The following is a 20,190-nucleotide window of genomic DNA, read 5'->3' as shown; positions in this document are numbered from 1 at the left end:
CTTTTCTTTCTAAAAAAATCTTATTCCTAATGTAGAGTCAAATGGTGCTGTTTCAAGCAGCCCCTACGCTAATGATATCCCTAAAGCAGCTAATAATACATACATCACCATTTGAAGATCCATAACGAAATGTGCGATAAGTAGAGGCGTTATGTTTCTTGTTTTATGGAATAAAAAAGCAACAACAAATGCTAACGGAATAAACGCTAACAATCTCCAAGTCATATAGTCTCCACCTAATACAATCGGCAGTGGCCCATGTTGAAGTGAAAGAAATAGTGCTGGTAACACTATTGCTAATGCAACACTTCCCCATTTTTTCTCAATTCTCGGAAAGGCATAGCCAAAATAAGTTGGTAGCTCCACTAATGCATTACTTAGTGGGAATAAGATTAATGCAATAACGGCTGCGCCCAGAGGAATAGCTTGCATCATATTCGTTGGAGGTTGCATTGTTCCAAACACTAAATACGCCACGCCATATAATCCGATTGCAGCGAAAGGAAAACTAATTAACAGATATAATAGTCCTTTTAGGATGTCTTTACCAAACTTCTTTTTCTTAAAATGTAAAATACTATTATACGATTTACCTTCACGTTTCAGAAAATACCTTAAAACAATAAAGCTTGCTATGTTGGCTAGAATTGCTTGATATGGCCACCACTTTTCTGCCTCTTTCATTGCATTTGTAGCCCCTGTTAACTCTAATACCGATATTATAACAAGCCCAAAGATAAGGAAAAATATAGTCCTCATTGTTAACGATAATAATATAGCTTTATTCCCCATAATATCCCCTTTTCAATTGTACTAACGTTCGTTAGTTATATATTATGCTAACGAACGTTAGTTTTCAATTACTAAATAAAAAAGACTGCAAAAAAAAGCAGTCTTAGATTTCCCCATTTTTTCGTGCTTGCATTTCATCTCGTATTTCCTCTTTCATCGCTGCTATGGAGTTTCTTCTTCGTTCATTTTTTTGTTTTAATCGTTCACGCTCTTCTGCTTCCGCAAATTCCATACTAATCTCAGCTTCATGGAGTTTATGTTCGGTATTCTCCACCATTTCCTGTAATCGTTCCACATTGTTATGTCTATTATCTGGTTTTGCCATTTGCTCTTCCTCCGTTATACTTGTTCTCGCTTTAGTTTGTTTTTTATTTACGTTCGTTATACTTTATAAAACTTCAAATAAAAAGGAGAAGAATTGTTAAAATTCCTCTCCTTAAATCTGTTCCTTTAAAATATTTCGTAATTGTTCAGCGGATACGAAGGCTTTTTTGTCTTGTGGGATTTCCCCTGGTTTACTTGCACGACCAATTAAATACCCTTCAAAGGATGTATTGAAGAAGTTAAAAATATATTGGAATTGTTGAATTAACGTAAGACCTTTTATGTAGGGATTATCTCCTCCTACTGCAATGACATATGCTTTTTTCTTTGCCATATCAGCTCGGAAATTTGGAAAGTTTTGATCGCGTAAAGTTTGTGACCAACGATCGATAAATAATTTCATCGTTCCCGACATGCTATACCAATAGATTGGAGTTGCAAAAATGAAAATATCATGTTTCATAACTCGCTCAATGATTTGATTATAATCATCCTCTACTTCCTGAAAGCCCTTTTCTGAATGTCGTTCGTCTACAATCGGAAGAATCTTATGATGTCTTAAGTAGATTTTTTCAACTGGTAAATCTTTAATCACTTGCTCCGTTAACATCTCTGTATTGCCATTTTCTCGAGTACTACCGTAAATTACCACTATGGACATTAGAATCGCTCCTTTGTTAATAGGTTATTCAAAATGAAGCTCTATTAAAACAATTGTACCGCTTTTATGTCCAAATGATTAAAAAATTTATGCATGTATATGATAAAAATTGAGCAATTATGTAAGTTGTTCAAATATTAGAAACGAGGAGATCTCAGATGACGTTTCAAAATGTAACTGTGGCTGGAAGTGGTGTGTTAGGAAGTCAAATCGCATTTCAAACAGCTTATAAAGAATTTAAAGTATCTGTTTATGATATTAATGAAGAAGCCATTGCCAATGCAAAAGAACGTATGTTGAAATTAAAAGAACGTTATAAGCAGGATTTAGGTGCGAGTGAAGAAGCATTAGAATCTGCTTATAATCGTATCTCTTTTTACACCGATTTGGCAGACGCAGTAAATGATGCTGATTTAGTCATTGAAGCAGTCCCAGAGTTGGTGGACATTAAGACGAAATTTTATCAACAGTTAGCACAAGTCGCACCGGAAAAAACAATATTTGCAACGAATTCATCGACATTACTTCCAAGTCAGTTTGCGGATGCAACGGGAAGACCTGAGAAGTTTTTAGCGCTTCATTTTGCAAATGAAATCTGGGTAAATAATACAGCAGAAATAATGAAGCACCCAAATACAGACCCAGCTGTATTTGAGGCAATTATTGATTTTGCAAGGGCAATTGGCATGGTAGCCTTACCATTACAGAAAGAACAACCTGGATACATTTTAAATTCTTTATTAGTACCATTTTTAGAAGCTGCACAAATGTTATTAGTAAATGGAGTTGCTGATGCAGAAACGATTGATAAAACTTGGATGATTGCGACAGGTTCTCCGAAAGGGCCATTTGCTATTTTAGATGTGGTCGGAATCAATACGGCATATAATATTGTTTACGCGAAAGGACAAGCTGGAAATGAACAATCGAAAAAAGTTGCCGACTATTTAAAATCTGAGTATATCGATAAAGGAAAACTAGGCACAGGAACAAATGAAGGATTTTACTCTTATCCAAATCCAAAATATTTAGAACATGATTTTTTAGCTGATTAAGATGATCTGGGCGGCAAATACACCGCCCTAATTTTTAATTAGAGCATATCTAAAATACGAGGATCAATTAAGTTTGTATTGATATGGAGATTTTCTGTATCCCTTCCATATTGCCAAGCCCAAACATTTGCATCACAATTTGGCTCAATTGGCTTAAATGGTGGTGCATCCTTAGCTGTAGTGAGTCCAACTTCAGGTTCTGCACTCCATAAGATTGATTGATTAGCTACCCTTTTATCTCGCTCTATGGCCTCACAATAAGATTCTACAAATTTACCTTCTGACGGATAATAGTAGAATCCTGGTTTGTAATTCGTATTGTATAAATAATCTACATATCCTCGAATCCAATCACTATCAACTTCTATGGAGCGATCGATGTATGCAAAAATCGGTGCGCCCATCTTAATGCCTAAACGCTTTGCTTGATAAGCTGCATTCATCGCTACAACTTTTGCATGATTTTCTCCAACAGCCCTTTTGAAATCATTATAAATGGGCATAAGTTTAGTTCCATTTTGAAGAATCAGTCGAATTTCATCATTCGTTAACCCTTCAGATGCACCCTCTACCCTTGTTAAGTATCTTCCCCAAAAATCCGGTTTACCATATGTTTGGCGAACAGCATTATACAACTGTTGTGTTACGTTTTGAGAAGAGTCTACACCCCAATGATAATGAACCATTTGCGTACCTCTTTTCTATTAAATTTTGTTGATGAAATCTGACAAGTCTAATCACCGTAGATTTTTAAACATATAATGTTTACTAGACATGTGACCTAATTTTTCAAATCTCCATCTATTTATATGAAACGGTTAAGGAGTGTGTGATAAATGATGAGCAAAGGATGGACGAAAAACGACATTGGTGATTTGACCGGTAAAGTAGTACTTGTAACGGGTGCAAATAGTGGTTTAGGCTATGAAACATGTTTAGCCCTAGCGGAAAAAAATGCGATTGTTGTTCTTGCTGTACGTAATTTGAATAAAGGACTTGAAGCAATTGATAAAATTAAGGCAGTAGTCCCTGAAGCAAAATGTCATGCCATGCAATTAGATATGAATGATTTATCGAGCATTCGTGAATTTGTACATCAATTTAAAGCAAGATATAATTCCCTTTCCATTTTGATTAATAACGCAGGGATTATGGCTTCATCGTATCAACAAACAAAAGATGGATTTGAATCTCAAATGGGTATTAATTATCTTGGTCACTTTGCGTTGACGGGCTTATTATTGGACCTTTTAATTAAAACGCCTAATTCACGGGTTGTTTCAGTAGGTTCTTTAATTGCCCATAAAATTAAACCGGAGTTCCATAATTTTAAAGGATCGAAGCGTATGAAACCGATAAAATATTATGGAGAAAGTAAACTCGCTTGTATGTTGTTTGCTAAAGAGCTACAATATCGTTTTCGATTGCATAACATGGAAACGAAAAGCATTGTGTGTCATCCAGGAATTTCCCAAACAAAATTATTTGCTCGAGGTTCGAATAAATTAAAGAGAAAATTGACACGTGCATCGGTTAAATTTGTTGGGCAAGGTGCTGAAACAGGTGCTTATCCGATTTTGTATGCAGCAACAAGTCCAAACATCCGAGGCGGAGAATATATTGGTCCAGATGGTCGTGGAGGAAGTAAAGGGGCTCCAACAGAATTAGAAATAATCGATGAACTTTACAATGAGCACGTAGCAAGTAATCTATGGAAAATCTCAGAAACGTTAACTGGGGTAACTTATAAATTTAAAAATGAACAAAAAGTGTTATAAAATAAGATTCTAGTTAAATAGAAAGGATTACACAATTTATGGAGACTGAAATCAAACAAGAATCAATCAAATCCTTCCAATCAACTATAAAAAAAACGGAAAAAGCATTGAAACAAATGACGGAAAAGAAAGCAAATACGACTTTAATTAAGAAAAGACTTAATGCTTTTCATATTGGTTTAGCAGTTTTAGAGAAGGCATGGAATAATCAACCTCATCCATATAACTCGAAAGATTTAGAAGAAGCTCGCAACACACTCATTGGTTTATTGCCTTCTATACAATCGATTTATGAGAAATCAAAAGAAGGTAGTCCACAAAAAACTCTTTTAGAAAGAAGAATAACATCAATGGAACTAGCGATTGAAGAAATCGAAAAAACCGTGTAAGTAGCTGTGAGTTACTTACACGGTTTTTGTTGTTAGTTTACTGTTTTTCGCTCAAAAACAATTTTCCCCGCAACTACAGTTTTTACTGCTTTTGCCTTTAGCATGTCTTCTGATGTTCCATCAAATAAATCGCGATCGAATATTGAAAAGTCAGCATCGTACCCTTCTTTGATTAACCCGCGTTCATGTTCTTTACAAATGGCTTGGGCACTGCCATAAGTATACATTTTGATTGCTTCAAACCGCGTTAATTTTTCAGAAGGTAGATATCCATCATGGTTTTCCCCCACTTTTTTACGTTCTACAGCTGCATAGATTGATAAAAGTGGATCAATATCTTCTATCGGCGCGTCGGTACCTGCTGCACACATAAACCCTCGATCAAGTAATTTTTTCCATGAATAGGCATTCTTCAATCGCTCTTCGCCGAGGCGATTAATAACCCATGGGAAATCAGAAGGAACAAAGGCTGGTTGTAAATCTAAAACTACCGGAAGCTTTGACATTCTCTCAATCAACTCTTCATTTAATACGCAACAGTGAATTAATCGGTCCCTTTTCCCAGTAGGAGCTGGATATTTCTCGATTGCACTAATTATTTGTTCGGCACCGGCATCCCCTATAATGTGAACCGCAATGGCCTCATTATATTGTCGTGCAAGTTTGACTAAATTTTCTACCTCCTCATCGGTTTGAATTAATAGTCCTTTGTTGTTTGGCTGATCTGTATATGGTTGTAATAATGCTGCAGTTGAACCACCTAAAGCACCGTCAGCAAAGATTTTCATTGCACCTAGTTCAATAAAAGGTCCATCAAATTCTACATTGGCCATCATCATTTCTTCAAAAACGGCATTATGACGTAATAAATGTACACGGAAATGTTGTTTTTCACCTACTACACGATTATAAGCAGTTAAAGGATTTGTAAAATGTCCGAAGTAGCTCATATCTTCTGAATGTGCACCAGTTAATCCTTTTGACAACATATCATCAATAGCGAAGTTGAGCAATTCCACTAATGAATCAATATAGCTTTGTCCTTCGCGAGGAATTGATTCTGTTACTAGATTGGTTGCTTTGTCATAAAGCAACCCGTTTAATTTTCCTTGAGCATCTCGACCAATTTCTCCACCAGATGGTGAAACGGTTTCTTCTGTAATACCACCATTCTTGAGCGCGGCTGTATTCCCTAACATTACATGATGACAAATACGTGTTAGTAAGATTGGTGCTTTTCGTATTTCATCCAGTTCACTGATTGTCGGAATTCTCTTGTCAGGGAAATTGTTTTCGTTCCACCCTTCCCCAAACAACCATTGATCAGCCGGCGTGTTTTTTGCCGCTTCTCTAACTAAATCGAGCATTTCTTCCGCTGTTCTTGCTTGGGATAAATCAAGACGTACTAATTTTTCTCCTTGGAAGAGGATGTGTAAATGGCTATCGACAAATCCAGGATACATCGTTGCCCCTTGTAAATCATGGAATTCATCTGCTTGAGTTTGTAACTCTACAAAACTTCCCAAGGCAATGATTTTCCCTTGTTCCACTAGTACTGCTTCTACAGTTTCTTGTTCTTTTTCCATCGTATATATTTTTCCGCCATACCAAAGCTGTTTCATTTGAACAATCCTTTCTACTAATGGGTAAGTAAAAGATTAATGTTTGTTAGAATTTCTTTTGCTTTACCCTCTATCACTAAATCAAAACCATTTGCATTGCTCGTAATATCTTTATTAATAAATACAGTTTTCCCCTTTGTCATCGTTGGGAGTTGATTGACTGGGTACACTTCCAGGCTTGTCCCAATAACAATGACTAATTCCGCTTCACGAATGGCATTAAGTGCTTTCATCCAACTATTTTCAGGCAAACTCTCACCAAATAATACAACATTCGGTCGTAATTTGCCTCCACAGTTCAGGCATTTTTCCTTGTTGAGAAACGCTTCTCTTGTTGCTTGAGATTCGCATTGATGACATCTGAAATTTTGGATCGAACCATGTAATTCAGCTATGATTTGATTCCCTGCTTTTGCATGGAAGCCGTCTACATTTTGGGTTGCTATTGTATGGACAAGTCCCCTTTTCTCCCAGTCCGCTAATATAAAATGGCCATCATGTGGCTCACAGGAATCTAAAGTTGATAGTCTCATAGAATAAAACTCATGAAACAGGTCATAATTATTTTCTAAAGCAGTTATATGTGCCACGGTATGAGGGTCAATATTTTTCCACCAGCCCGAAGATGAACGAAAATCAGGAATTCCGCTTTCTGTCGACATCCCAGCGCCTGTAAGAATAACCGTTTGTTTCGATGATTGAACCCAATCTCGAACTGTTTCTAACTCTTTCATCCACTTAATACCCCTTTCTACTACATGCTAGTCATTTAATTCGATATGTATTTTAAAAAATCCTATTCTATAGAGTAGTGAATATTTTGAAACTTTTATTCGGGTGATTCGTATATAAGATGAGGTGATAGGCATGAGAAAAAGTAAGTGGATGATTGTAATTGCTATCATAGTTGTTGCATTCATGGGAGTTGGATTTTATTCATTTAATGATGTATCGATTGAAGGTACCTTTGAAATAGAAAAAGAAAATATAGTTGAGAACAATGGTGAGTACTATTTGTTGATTGATGAACGCGAACTTGTTTTACCGAAGAATTTTTATGAAAAAATTGACTTTGATAAACATAACGAATATAAAATAAATTATGTTTATAATCGATTAAAAAATAATGATGGTGAAGTTGTAGGACTAAGACGATACGGTGAGCAGCCTTGGGGAAATTAAAAGCGTATTAGAAGAGCCTTTCTAATACGCTTTTTATAATTCATTTCTTAGTATTTCAGCATATTCTTGAGATGTTCGAATTTGAACGGTTAATGATCCAGGATGATAATAAGTTTTAATAACAAAAGGGACTCCTGTTGTATTTTTAAATTGATAGTCTAAGCCTCCAAAAGAAACAGTAGCATCTCTTCCTTTTGGAACATAGCCTATGTCTTTTGAGTGTCTGTGTCGTTCGATGGTTTTTACACCTAATCGATCGACCGCATTGAATAGTGTGGAAGAAGTTTGACAAATTCCTCCCCCAATACCCATTACTAATTTTCCTTTAATAATTTCAGGTGCCTCTTGATAGCCATTAGTGACATCTCTTGGCCCAACAATGGTATTAAAGGAGAAAATATCGCCAATCCCAACGATCACATTATTAATTGCCATAGCTGATAATTCGATATTTTTACTACGTCCAGTGTTAGCACTATTAAAAAAAGTTGTATAAGAAGCTAAAACCACTTCTGTTAAATAAGGTACGTCTTTAGTGTCATAATCACTCTCTGTATAAATTAATGGTAATTCCACTTCTCCACCGGAAAAGGATAGTTCTAAAATAGAATGAACTAATGATGTTTCATCAATGGTGATGCGCGGTTTCCCCTTAGCCACTTCCCCATTATCCTCTAAACGATCAAGTATCATAGGCTTTTTATAGATTCTTGCATATTCTGAAACCCATTTTTCAATGTTTTGCTTATAGGATTCTATGTTAGTCAGAAGCTGCAAATCATCTGGTTCGAATTCTTTGACGATTTTTTCTGTTAGTGGATCTATAATTTTTATCGTTTGATCTTTAGGATTAATTTCTGTAAATGGAACAAAAGCGAATGTTTGATAAGGGTAAAGCAATATTAAGATAGAAAAGAAAAAAACAGTACATTGATTCTTCAATACATAACCCAACCTTGTCTTTTGAAATTATGTAAGTTCTTAAATGTACTGTTCCCTATTCGATATGGTTTTATCCTGTAAAATGTTAATCAGCTCACCACAAAATATTATTCAAATATTCCATTTCGGAGTATTTCAACTTTCACTTTAGGATTCATCTTCGCATTTGGGTACATTTCGTACCATTTTTCCTCTGTTAAACCGGAATGACGCACGCTTGCATGATATACATCACCAAAGCCAAAAATATCTGAATTTTTCTCTTGTGTAATTTTAATCACTCGAGCTAGTTCTTTTTCTATCTCTGCAGCAATAGCCTTTTCTAATTTTTTGGTTACCTCTGGTTCTCCAGTATTTTCATTAGAGTGGAGTTCAACCAATCGACATTTAATTTCAACGTTAATATCAAATTCTATTGTTGAAGCATCAACTAATTTTAAGGATCGATTGGATCTAATCGAATTGATTCCTACTTCTAATTTATTATCCTTATCCTGAGTACTACTTAACGTGTTACCAGGTAAGGTTAATTCCAACGCTCCAGACTCAAATTTATCACGTAGCATTATGACATAAAAGGTATCCGTTGAAGATAACTCGCCAACCATTTTAGATTTTTGAAATAGAGCAAGACCTTTAATACTAATAACTTGGTCATTTTTTTTGATAATAGGAATCGCGTTATCACGAAAAGGTGAGTAATCGTTACGCACAATTTCATGCAACGTAGGGGAAACGGAATGTTGGGATTCTACGTTATGATGGATTAAATTATAAACATGTTGCCCTATGTCTGTAATATGTTCATACTCACCTTCAATAATTTCTTTCGCAGTTCCATCAGCTATTGCGAAATAAATACTATTACTAATTTCTGAATTCATCATGTTTCTTTGCAAAGGTTGTTCAATTCCTGATTTCGCAAGTTCATTTCCAACTAATATTACACGTAGTTGGCCGGCCATTACTTTTTTCGCCGTTTGTAAATCCACTTTTATACGGGTTCCGAAGCTAGTATCTTCGGTATTTGTTTGCGTTTCAACACTACTTTTATCATCGGGGGATACTTGTCGTACAGTTACTGTTGTCGTCACTTTATTTTCTTCCTCTAGGTCATATCCGAGTAAAGTTGTGATACTGATTCTTTCAAGAATTCTTGATTCTGCACAACCAGTCAAAATTATTATGCAAATGAGAACAATTATAAAGTTTTTAATTTTCATTATTATGCTCACCTGCAGTTTTTATTTTTCTAAATTTTTTCTTTATCCATGCTAAGAGAAATAGGATAAAAGGATAAATAAATACAATAAAAAACGCTACTCGACCATAATACTTGTCATATATATTAATTGTAGACCTTTTATAGAAAAGGATATTAGCTATAAAAATGATAATAGCAAAGAAAACGGAAAATTTTACAGGACTTATGACCTTCATTCTAATAATCCCTCTATAAGCGGACCACATGAATAAACAAAGATTTGGTAAAATAATAATCAACCAAACACAAATAGTAATAATCTCCACTCTCTCTATAAACGGGAGACGAATAATACTAAATAACGTTAAAGTTGCCCAAATGGTTTTACTTAATTGTCCCCCACTGAAAAAAGTGAGGGATATCAATAAAATTGCTAAATATAATAAAAAAGTGAAAAGTAAACCCAAATGGACATAGCGTTTATATTTATCTTTTTCTTTTACAAAAGGATAAATAACATTAATAATTTCAAACCCAATTATCGTAAAAGTCATCGAAAGAACACCTTTTGCAATATCCTTAAGTTCATTATCTAATATAGGTAATAGGAAATTCCAATCAGAATATTTTAATGGAATAATAAGTATTGGTGGAATCCAAAGAATAAAAAAGAAGCTAAAAAAACAAAGTCCAACGATTATTCGAAGTCCACCTGTAAACGCATAAATGGTAATAATTAATATAGTTAAGCACAAAAAATTTGGACTTAAATACGGGAATACCCATGTATTAATTACTTCAATATAATTTATTACTATAGCTATAAATGCGAACAAAGGATAAAGGCAGTAGATACAATTTAGAGTTGTCCCAAAGTATTTACCGAAAATATCTAAATGTATGCCGTAAAGATCATTAGATTCAAACATATCTAATGTTTTCATCATGACAGTAACGACAATATGTGCAAATACAAAGCTTAAAACTAATGATATCCATGCATCTTGTTTTGCGTCTTCGTATAGAACTCGTTGAAACCCATGAATTCCTACACCAATTTGTGCAGCGACAACAATATAGAAAAGTAAAAATGCATTAAATTGTTGAGTGTTCCCCACATAAATAGTATTTTTCACTTTGACACCTTCTTTCCACTCTGTTCTGAATCATTTTTTTTGTTTCGAGAATTCACAGCTTGGCGTTGGATAAATGTAATTGGAAAGCGAATAATACTATTCGGCCACTGTTTGAATCTTGGTGGATAAAAAGGAGCCATATATGGTGCACCTAATGTAGTTAAACGTAATAAATGGATGAACAAAATACATACTGCTATCATGACACCATAATATCCCCAGAACCCAGCTAATAATATAATGGGAAATCTTATAATGCGAATTACATTACCCATCATATAGTTTGGTGTTGTAAAGGAAGATAGAGCTCCAAGTGCAACGATGATGATTAAAATATTACTCGTAATCCCAGCTTCAACCGCGGCAGTACCGATAACAATACCACCTACGATACCGATTGTTTGACCTACTTTTGTAGGTAATTTAGCACCAGCTTCTCGTAACAATTCAATAATCAGTTCTAAAATAAGTGCCTCGATAATTGGTGGAAATGGAACAATCGCTCTTGATTCACTTAATGGTACTAATAAAGGCTGTGGAATTACTTCATAATGAAATGTAAGAGAAGCAACGTAAATGGGCGTAAGAAAAATCGAAATTAGAATGGCAAAAAATCGTAAAAGGCGAATAAAAGATGCAATTGGCCATCGTAAGTTCTGGTCTTCTCTACTTTGGAAAAATTCTATAAATGAATAAGGGCAAAGGATTCCCATTGAACTGCCATTCACAATAATTCCAATCTTGCCGCTTAATAAACCGTCACAAAATCTATCTGGTCTTTCCGTTAATAGCATTTGTGGAAATATAGATCTCGAATTATCATCAATTAATTCAGCTAAAACGGAACTATCTATTAAATCTTCAATTTCAAGATCAGTAATTCTTTGTTTTACGGTGTTGATATACTCTTCAATGGCAATCCCGTGTATATACAATACGGAAAGTGAAGTTTTGGTTTGTTTTCCTAAGACAAATTTTTCATTACATAAATTTGGATTCGTTATATATCGTCTAATAAGGGAAATATTGGTTGATAAGTTTTCATTAAACCCGACTTGCGAACCAATAACTTGCGATTCGTTTTCTGGTGCAGATAGTCCTCTTGATTGATATGCTGAAATCTTGGCAACGACCACTTGATCATATCCATTTACGTGAACAATGGCGGCACCTTGTAGCATATCACCAATGAATTTGTTTAGTTCATTAACAACATCAACTTCAGGAATGCTTAATTTTAGGTGGATTGCTTCAGGTATTTCTTCTACTTCGTGTAATTGAGTTAAGATTATTTCGTTTAACATTTTGTTATCAACTAAGTTATCAACGTAGACTAATGTCATGTTGTCGGAAACAAAGCGAACAATGAAATCCGATGGTGAATGAAGTTTTTGTTTTACATCTAAAAGAAATTGATTTTTGTCAGGAGAAATTGGTTCGTGTTTTGGTTTTTCTTCATTCTGTTGTTGTTCTTTGTTTTCTTGGTCTTTGTTTTCGTTTTTTTCTTTGTCTTGCTTTTTTTTGTTGAACATCGCAATCTCCCCATTTTTATTCTTGTTTATATATTTTTTACAATGGATGCAAAAACTATACGGTAATTCATTTTTTGCCTTGTAAAAGTCGAATAAAAATTATTTAATAAGGATTTTAATTAAGTGTGGTTAGATGTGAGCGGACTACGCACACAAGTCGCAAAGCCAACTTGTGGTTGTCTTTACGACTTGTCTTAGTGCTTGTGTTAGGTCCGCTCACAAACTGTTCAGCTTTTAAAACTTCTAATTGAGTAGGCGGCTTACAGTAGTAGGCCGCCTTTGTTTTAAAGGAATTGTTTCCTTTTTATAAAAATATAATTTAGGATTATTTTTGATTGGTTTTATGAATTAGGATTCTAATAAAGTGTGTAATTGATGTGAGCGGACTTGGCACACAAGCCGCAAAGCCAACTTGTGGTTGTCTTTACGACTTGTCTTAGTGCTTGTGTAAATGTCCGCTCACAATATGTATAGCTTCTAAAACATGTAATAAAATAGGCGGCTTACGGTGGTAGGCCGCCTTTGTTTTAAAGGAATTGTCTCTTTTTTATAAAAATATAATTTAGGATTATTTTTGATTGGTTTTATGAATTAGGATTTTAATAAAGTGTGTAATTGATGTGAGCGGACTAAGCACACAAGCCGCAAAGCCAACTTGTGGTTGTCTTTACGACTAGTCTTAGTGCTTGTGTTAGGTCCGCTCACAAACTGTTTAGCTTCTAAAACTTCTAATAAAATAGGCGGCTTACAGTGGTAGGCCGCCTTTGTTTTAAAGGAATTGTCTCCTTTTTATAAAAATAATTTAGGACTATTGTGATTGGTTTTATGAATTAGGATTTTAATAAAGTGTGTAATTGATGTGAGCGGACTAAGCACACAAGCCGCAAAGCCAACTTGTGGTTGTCTTTACGACTTGTCTTAGTGCTTATGTTAGGTCCGCTCACAAACTGTTCAGCTTCTAAAACTTCTAATAAAGTAGGCGGCTTACAGTAGTAGGCTGCCTTTGTTCTAAAAGAATCGTCTCCTTTTTTTAAAAAATACCGCCATTGTTTTATGGGGATTAAACATTTTTAATAAAAAATTTAATATATGTACTTACACAAAATCTTCACCCTATTCCACCGTTTATACACTGAATAATTAATGAGTCATCACAAAAAATTCAAAAAGCAACCAATAAAAAAACGGCCTACCTCAGTAAGCCGTTTCTAACTTATTTAATCTTTCGATAAATCTTTTGGTGATGATTAATTGCTTCGTAATAATTTTGTAGTTTTGTGTAGTTAATAGATTCCTTATTACCTAGACATAAAACTCCAAACATGCCTAAGCTATTGTAGAATAATTCATGCACACTATTTTGTAATTCTTTATTAAAATAGATTAAAACATTACGACATAGTATGACGTGGAATTCGTTAAACGAACTGTCTGTTACAAGGTTATGTTGAGCAAATACAACGTTTCTTGTTAAATCCGAATTGAACTTTACGCCAACATCTGTCACCTTATAGTAGTCGGAAAAGGATTTTTCTCCACCAGCTTGTAAATAATTATTCGTGTACTTCTTCATTGCATTTAATGGAAAAATGCCACTTTTCGCTGTTTTTAAAACATCTGAATTGATATCAGTTGCATAAATTTTAGATTTATCATACAGTCCTTCTTCTTGTAGTAATATGGCCATTGAATAAACTTCTTCCCCTGTTGAACAACCTGCATGCCAGATACGAATCGATGGATAAGTTTTAAGCAGTGGAATTACTTTTTCCTTAAATTCTTTAAAAAAGGGCGGGTCACGAAACATTTCAGTAACATTAATTGAAAAATCTCCAACTAATCGTTGAAAACATGCCGTATCGTGAAATACTTTGTCTAGTAAACTGGTGATAGTCGTTAATTTTTCTGCAAATAAACGATGCTTTATCCTTCTTCTAATGGAAGGATAGGCATAGTTTCGGTAATCGTACCCGTATTTTAAATAAATCGCTTCTAATAACAATTGAATTTCTAATTTTTCAGTTTCGTCAATTTCTTCTTCAGTGAATCCGATTGTTTGCATTTGAAAACCCCTTCACCTAATATAGCCATACTTTTAATAATGATAGTAATTGGTCAGGTTCAACAGGTTTAGAAATATAATCCGAAGCACCAATTTGTAAACATTTTTCACGATCCTCTTTCATCGCTTTTGCAGTTAATGCGATAACTGGCAATTGTTTATATACTGGGTTTGAGCGAATTTTCGTAATAGCCTCGTATCCGTCCATTTCAGGCATCATGATATCCATTAATACTAAATCGATGTTTGGATTGTTAGTTAAAACTTCTAAACTTTCAAGGCCATTCTCTGCAAATAAAACTTCTAAGCCAGCCATTTCTAAAACGCTAGAAAGTGCGAAGACATTCCGTACATCATCATCAACCAACAATATTTTTTTACCTGCTAATTTGTGATTTTTTGCCTCAAGTTCTTGTGCTGGAGACATTGGAATATCATTGTCCACCTCGTGACTTAAGAAAAGTTCAAGCTCTGCAATCAGTCGTTCTGGTGAATGTTCATTTTTAATAATGATTGTTTCCGCGTGTTTACTAAGCTCCATTTCTTCACGTTTTGTTAAATCACGACCAGTATAAATAATTACTTTAATAGATTGGTATTCTTCATGGTTTTTAATTTGAGTTAATAAATCGAAACCATTTGTATCTAATAATCCTAAATCTAAAATAATGCAATCGAATTTGTTTATTTTTAATATTTCGATAGCTTCACGTCCTGATGAAACGGAATTGATTACAAAATCCATATTTCCGATTAGTTCCATCAAACTGTTGCGATGATTCAGGTCATCATCTACAATTAGCAATCTCTTTATATGGCTATTTTCTTTTGTTTGATCGTTTGTGAAATCTGGGATGGTAATTTTCATTTCTTCCACGACAGGTTCAACTACTGTTACAGCTACTTCTTCATATGAATCCTGTTGAGTAACCTGTTCGTAATCACCAATAAATAAAGTAAATGTACTACCTTTTCCTTCAATACTTTCTACTTCAATTTCTCCACCTAGAAGACTTGCAATTTCTTTACTAATAGACAGGCCAAGACCAGTGCCACCAAATTTTCGACTTGTTGTGCCATCCGCTTGTTGGAATGCTTCAAATATTAGATCCAGTTTGTTTTGAGGAATTCCAATACCAGTATCTTTTACAGAAAATGCTATAACAGGTTTGCCTTTTCGTTTTGAGCGATTTGAATCTAGTGAAATGTTTAACTGAATTTCACCTTCATTTGTAAATTTAAAGGCGTTGGATAAAAGATTTTTTAGAACTTGCTGGATTCGAACTTCATCACTCGTAATTGTTTTAGGAGTATTTTCTTCCACATAGATATGGAATGGTAAATTTTTATTGTCTGCGATTGGTTTGAAGTTATTTTCCACAAATTCAATTAAGTTAGCTAAATTAACTTCTCCTGTAATGATTTCAGTTTTTCCAGATTCAATTTTTGCTAAGTCTAAAATATTATTAATTAGAACTAATAAATCATTCCCACTTGCATAAATCGTCTTGGCATATTCCACTTGTTTATCCGTTAAGTTATGCGTTGGGTTATCAGATAGTAATTTTGATAAAATAATTAAACTATTTAAAGGTGTTCTTAATTCATGGGACATATTTGCAAGGAATTCTGATTTGTATTTAGAACTTAATGCTAGTTGTTCAGCTTTTTGTTCAAGTTCTAATCTTGCCTGTTCGACAATTCGATTTGCTTCTTCATATTTGATATTTTGCTCTACAAGAATTTTTGCTTTTTCTTCTAGTTCCACATTTGTTTGAGCTAACTCTTCCTGTTGTAATTGTAGTTTTTGCTCCGATTGTCGAAGTGCGATTGTTTGTTCCTCTAACTCTTCATTGGTTGCTCTCAATTCCTCTTGCTGATTCTGCAATTCTTCTGATTGCGCTTGTACTTCTTCCATAAGTGTTTGAGATTCTTCTAATAGTTTTGCTAATTGGATTCGTCCCATCACACTATCTAAAACGATGCCTAAATTACTTTCTAGATCATCTAAAAATTGTCTTCTTTTTTCAATGCATGTATTAAAAGTAGCAAATTCTAACACTGCATTGACTTCTCCTTCATATTGAATCGGCAAAATATATACCACAGAAGGTGCAGCTTCCCCGATTGCTGAGGAAATTCGAATATAATTTGCAGGGATATCTCTTAACTCAATTGGTCGTTTTTCGACGATTGCTTGTCCAAGTAAACCTTCCCCCGGCTCAATTACTTTTTTAATTAACTCTTTTTTGTTAGCCGCAAAACTAGCAAGATATTTATACCTAGGACTATCAAAATCTTTTACATAAAAAACGGCATAACTGCAATCTAACAGTGGAACTAGTTTGGACAATAATGTTTGACCTAAAGCTTCTAGATCTCTTGTTCCAGTTAAACTTGTCGTTATATCTGTAATATTTGTTGTTTTCCATGTTGTTTCTTGATCTTTTGTTTTTTGTATTTCTAGAGTTTCGGTCATTCGATTAAAAGATGTTGCCATTGCATCTAACTCATCGTTGCCTTTAATGCTAAGTTTTGTGGTAAGTTTTTCATTATTATTTGCAATCTTACTCATAATTGTTGCCATATTCCCAATTCGCTTTATAAGGGAAAAGACGATTTTAGCTGAAATAAATAGCATGAGAATGATACTTGCAGCTAAAATAATGCTGAAAGTAATAATTTCTTTTTTCATACTACTTAAAAAATCAATAAGAGTTTCCTTTAAACCGTTATCAAAGGTATTGGTTAAGCTTCTCATGGTTAAAGTTAATTCTTCATGTAAGGGCTCTGAATTTTCATTTAGTAAACGTTTCGCAACATCTGGTTTTCCTGTATCAAAATATTGAATAATTTGATTGGCAAAATGGACAAAATTCGTATTAATATTTTTCAAATCATGCATAATTTTTTGCTGCTCGGAAGTTTTTACATAATTTTCTAACATGAGCATATTTTCTGTTACATTATCCTTCTCCTGTTGTAATTCCGCTAACTCTCGATTTATTAATGCTTCATCTTCAAAGATCATTAAGTTTCTTAAGATGATTTCTTGGTCTTTAATATCTGCTCGAATTTGTCCAGATAGAACCGAAGCGTCAAAGTTTGCTTTTATATTTGCTGACGCATTGTTCAAATCTGTAGTTTGATTGAAGATCATAATGATAATCAAAACTAACAAAAATGGCAGCGCGAGTAGGGAAATTAGCATTTTAGTGCGAACTTTCATTAAAACACTCCCCGTTCAAAAGCAATCATTGAGCTTCCTCTTTTTGAATGCATGTTTCATAAACTAACGCAATCGCCTGCACTCGATCTGAAACATTTATTTTTGAAAAAATATTGGTAATGTGATTTTTTACTGTATGTTCACTAATATAGAGTTTTTCAGAAATTTCCTTATTGGTTAGACCATCTACAATTAATGAAAAAACATCCACTTCCCTCGTAGAAAGAAGGTATGAAGTTTTGACTTGTTGTATAGCAAGTTTTACAATGTCATGGTTTAACCGAATTGGTTCTTTTTGAATCTCAATTACGTTATTAAGTAATGGTGCAGATTCTGTTGGTGATTCAGTTAGTATAGTTTCATATTTTTCCAAAAATTCGAATAGCTCTTCAGGCGGTAATGGCCTGCAAAAATGATAGCCCTGATATTCATTACATTGTAATTCTTTTAATATTTTTAATTGCTCTAAAGTTTCTACCCCTTCAGCCACTACATTAATGGATAATCTATTTGCTAAATGAATGATTGATTCTACAATGGCTAGGCTTTTTTCACCTTGATTAGTTATTTCTTGAATAAATGCTTTATCAATCTTAACAGTACTAAATGGAAACACCCTTAAGTAATTTAATGAAGAATAACCTGTACCAAAATCGTCCAGACTTACATGGATCTTTAATTCTTTTAATTTTAGTAACGTGGAAATAATAAACTCTTCATTTCCTAAAAGTGCTGTCTCAGTGATTTCTATTTCCAATAAATTAGGGTCAATATTCGATATTGCTAATTGTTCAATAATTTCATTCACTAAGTTTTTTTGAAGAAAATGTTGTGCAGAAAAATTGACTGCAATCCGAATTGAACCTAATTCATTATTTCTCCATTGAGCGATTTGATTGCACGCATTTTGCAACACCCATTTATCAATTTCCACAATTAACCCAATTTCTTCTGCTAAAGGGATAAATTCATTGGGTGGGATCATACCCCATTTTGGATGATGCCATCTAACGAGTGCTTCTACGCTACTAATTTTTCCCGTGTGAATATTGACTTTTGGTTGATATACAACGGAAAGTTCATCACGTTCAATAGCTTTTCGTAAATCACTTTGAAGTAAAAAAGTGCGATACGATTCAATATTCATACCTGTGTGGAAAACTTTGTATTTATTTTTCCCTTGTTCTTTAGCTCTGTATAATGCTGCATCTGCATTTTTTAATAAGGAGATTGAATCTTCCCCGTCATATGGAAAAACAGCAAGGCCGATACATGTAGTGATATAAAATTCATACGTATCTAAATAGAAGGGTTGTTTAAAAGCTTCCAAGATGGTTTGAGCTACCATTAAGGACTCATCACGGTCACTATTAGTGAGTAAAATCACAAATTCATCGCCACCAATTCGTGCCACAAAGTCTTGTTCAAGAATATTAGATTGTAATCTTTTTGCGACTAACTGTAGTAGCTTGTCCCCCATTAAATGACCTAATGAATCATTAACATATTTAAAACGATCTAAATCTAAAAACAACACACCAAGGGGCTCATTTAAACGTTTTGATTTGTTAATATTCTGAATAATTTGTTCGTTCAACATCCGCCGATTGGGCAATTCAGTTAACCCATCATGATAGGCCATATATTTTATAACATTATTTTTTTCTTCTAATTCTTTTGTTTGTGCAATGAGTTTTTGACGAAGTATGTATTGCTCTACAAATCTAGCAACCTTCGATTTTAAAATTAAGGGGTCTACGGGTTTTAAAATATAGTCAATGGCACCAACAGAATACCCCATGAAAATCTGTTCAGAATCTAAATTATTCGCTGTAACAAAAAGGATTGGGATGTTTTTTGTTTTTTCACGAGCTCGAATAATTTTTGCAGTACTAAATCCATCCAGCCCAGGCATTTGAACATCTAATAATATAACTGCAAAATCAAACTTTAAAAGGTATTTTAATGCTTCTTCCCCCGAATAAGCTTTTACTAAATTATAATCTTCTTGTTCAATAATAGCTTCTAACGCTAATAGATTTTCAGGGCGATCATCTACTAAAAGAATGTTAATTGTATCTGTTTGATTCATCTATAAAATCTCCACCCTTCATCGATGATAATTCTCCATCGTATTAAGAAAAGAATACCATAATATTATGCAGTAATGGTAGAGATTTGGTAGAACAATGAAAATATTTAATCTTTAGTAATAGGTAAAAAGATACAATAAAATCGTAAAATATTGATGGTTTAATAAAAAAATAATCTGATTGTAAAAA

17 protein-coding genes are annotated in these 20,190 nt (G+C 33.9%); 4 read left to right on the top strand and 13 right to left on the bottom strand.

Features of this window, described 5'->3' with window-relative positions; genetic code table 11:
• Positions 1 to 63: 63 nt before the first annotated feature.
• The 3 genes from D8M03_RS09340 to D8M03_RS09330 all read right to left on the bottom strand — a co-directional run bounded on the left by D8M03_RS09340 (position 64) and on the right by D8M03_RS09330 (position 1,777).
• Entirely contained in the window at positions 64 to 792 is a 729-nt protein-coding gene (locus tag D8M03_RS09340) for a CPBP family glutamic-type intramembrane protease (RefSeq protein WP_121214503.1), read from the bottom strand.
• Between the two features lie 103 nt (positions 793 to 895).
• Positions 896 to 1,117: a small acid-soluble spore protein Tlp gene (gene tlp, locus D8M03_RS09335; RefSeq protein ID WP_121214502.1), complete on the bottom strand. Its 222-nt coding sequence runs from the start codon at positions 1,115 to 1,117 to the stop codon at positions 896 to 898.
• A 111-nt stretch (positions 1,118 to 1,228) separates the two neighbouring features.
• Complete coding sequence (locus tag D8M03_RS09330) at positions 1,229 to 1,777, bottom strand: flavodoxin family protein (RefSeq protein WP_121214501.1); 549 nt, start codon at positions 1,775 to 1,777, stop codon at positions 1,229 to 1,231.
• Positions 1,778 to 1,935: 158 nt separating this feature from the next.
• On the opposite strand from D8M03_RS09330, the gene D8M03_RS09325 reads away from it, so the two are divergent.
• Complete coding sequence (locus D8M03_RS09325; RefSeq protein ID WP_121214500.1) at positions 1,936 to 2,832, top strand: 3-hydroxyacyl-CoA dehydrogenase; 897 nt, start codon at positions 1,936 to 1,938, stop codon at positions 2,830 to 2,832.
• 38 nt (positions 2,833 to 2,870) lie between these two features.
• On the opposite strand, the gene D8M03_RS09320 is transcribed toward D8M03_RS09325, so the two are convergent.
• Entirely contained in the window at positions 2,871 to 3,518 is a 648-nt protein-coding gene (locus tag D8M03_RS09320) for a glycoside hydrolase domain-containing protein (protein ID WP_121214499.1), read from the bottom strand.
• Between the two features lie 150 nt (positions 3,519 to 3,668).
• Here D8M03_RS09320 and D8M03_RS09315 point away from each other — a divergent pair, with 150 nt between their 5' ends.
• Together D8M03_RS09315 and D8M03_RS09310 are read left to right on the top strand one after the other, a co-directional pair.
• A complete protein-coding gene (locus tag D8M03_RS09315; RefSeq protein ID WP_121214498.1) occupies positions 3,669 to 4,610 on the top strand; it encodes an oxidoreductase in 942 nt (313 codons plus the stop codon).
• A gap of 38 nt (positions 4,611 to 4,648) precedes the next feature.
• Complete coding sequence (locus D8M03_RS09310) at positions 4,649 to 4,999, top strand: hypothetical protein (RefSeq protein ID WP_121214497.1); 351 nt, start codon at positions 4,649 to 4,651, stop codon at positions 4,997 to 4,999.
• A 32-nt stretch (positions 5,000 to 5,031) separates the two neighbouring features.
• On the opposite strand, the gene D8M03_RS09305 is transcribed toward D8M03_RS09310, so the two are convergent.
• Together D8M03_RS09305 and D8M03_RS09300 are read right to left on the bottom strand one after the other, a co-directional pair.
• Positions 5,032 to 6,621: an amidohydrolase gene (locus D8M03_RS09305; protein ID WP_121214496.1), complete on the bottom strand. Its 1,590-nt coding sequence runs from the start codon at positions 6,619 to 6,621 to the stop codon at positions 5,032 to 5,034.
• Between the two features lie 17 nt (positions 6,622 to 6,638).
• Complete coding sequence (locus D8M03_RS09300) at positions 6,639 to 7,355, bottom strand: SIR2 family NAD-dependent protein deacylase (RefSeq protein WP_121214495.1); 717 nt, start codon at positions 7,353 to 7,355, stop codon at positions 6,639 to 6,641.
• A 133-nt stretch (positions 7,356 to 7,488) separates the two neighbouring features.
• Between D8M03_RS09300 and D8M03_RS09295 the strand changes: the two genes are divergently transcribed.
• Positions 7,489 to 7,803: a hypothetical protein gene (locus D8M03_RS09295; protein ID WP_121214494.1), complete on the top strand. Its 315-nt coding sequence runs from the start codon at positions 7,489 to 7,491 to the stop codon at positions 7,801 to 7,803.
• A 33-nt stretch (positions 7,804 to 7,836) separates the two neighbouring features.
• On the opposite strand, the gene D8M03_RS09290 is transcribed toward D8M03_RS09295, so the two are convergent.
• From D8M03_RS09290 to D8M03_RS09260, 7 genes are all read right to left on the bottom strand, one after another.
• Complete coding sequence (locus D8M03_RS09290; RefSeq protein WP_121214493.1) at positions 7,837 to 8,745, bottom strand: VanW family protein; 909 nt, start codon at positions 8,743 to 8,745, stop codon at positions 7,837 to 7,839.
• A 107-nt stretch (positions 8,746 to 8,852) separates the two neighbouring features.
• Positions 8,853 to 9,968: a Ger(x)C family spore germination protein gene (locus D8M03_RS09285; protein ID WP_121214492.1), complete on the bottom strand. Its 1,116-nt coding sequence runs from the start codon at positions 9,966 to 9,968 to the stop codon at positions 8,853 to 8,855.
• A complete protein-coding gene (locus D8M03_RS09280; protein ID WP_121214491.1) occupies positions 9,958 to 11,085 on the bottom strand; it encodes a GerAB/ArcD/ProY family transporter in 1,128 nt (375 codons plus the stop codon). The genes D8M03_RS09285 and D8M03_RS09280 overlap by 11 nt, the downstream gene beginning before the upstream one ends.
• Positions 11,082 to 12,617, bottom strand: coding sequence for a spore germination protein (locus D8M03_RS09275; protein ID WP_121214490.1), 1,536 nt, complete (start codon positions 12,615 to 12,617; stop codon positions 11,082 to 11,084). Before D8M03_RS09275 ends, D8M03_RS09280 begins: the two co-directional genes overlap by 4 nt.
• Positions 12,618 to 13,830: 1,213 nt before the next feature.
• Positions 13,831 to 14,679 (bottom strand): CheR family methyltransferase, encoded by an 849-nt coding sequence (locus D8M03_RS09270; RefSeq protein ID WP_121214489.1) that lies wholly within the window; start codon positions 14,677 to 14,679, stop codon positions 13,831 to 13,833.
• 16 nt (positions 14,680 to 14,695) lie between these two features.
• On the bottom strand, positions 14,696 to 17,908 hold the full coding sequence (locus D8M03_RS09265) for a response regulator (RefSeq protein WP_121214488.1): 3,213 nt from the start codon (positions 17,906 to 17,908) through the stop codon (positions 14,696 to 14,698).
• A gap of 25 nt (positions 17,909 to 17,933) precedes the next feature.
• Complete coding sequence (locus D8M03_RS09260) at positions 17,934 to 20,000, bottom strand: EAL domain-containing protein (RefSeq protein ID WP_121214487.1); 2,067 nt, start codon at positions 19,998 to 20,000, stop codon at positions 17,934 to 17,936.
• Positions 20,001 to 20,190 lie beyond the last annotated feature (190 nt).

Origin of the sequence: Ureibacillus endophyticus, from assembly GCF_003628435.1 — a bacterium.
Taxonomy (GTDB): domain Bacteria; phylum Bacillota; class Bacilli; order Bacillales_A; family Planococcaceae; genus Ureibacillus; species Ureibacillus endophyticus.
The sequence above is the reverse complement of the archived record's forward strand: the minus strand, read 5'-3'. Positions and strand labels throughout refer to the sequence as shown.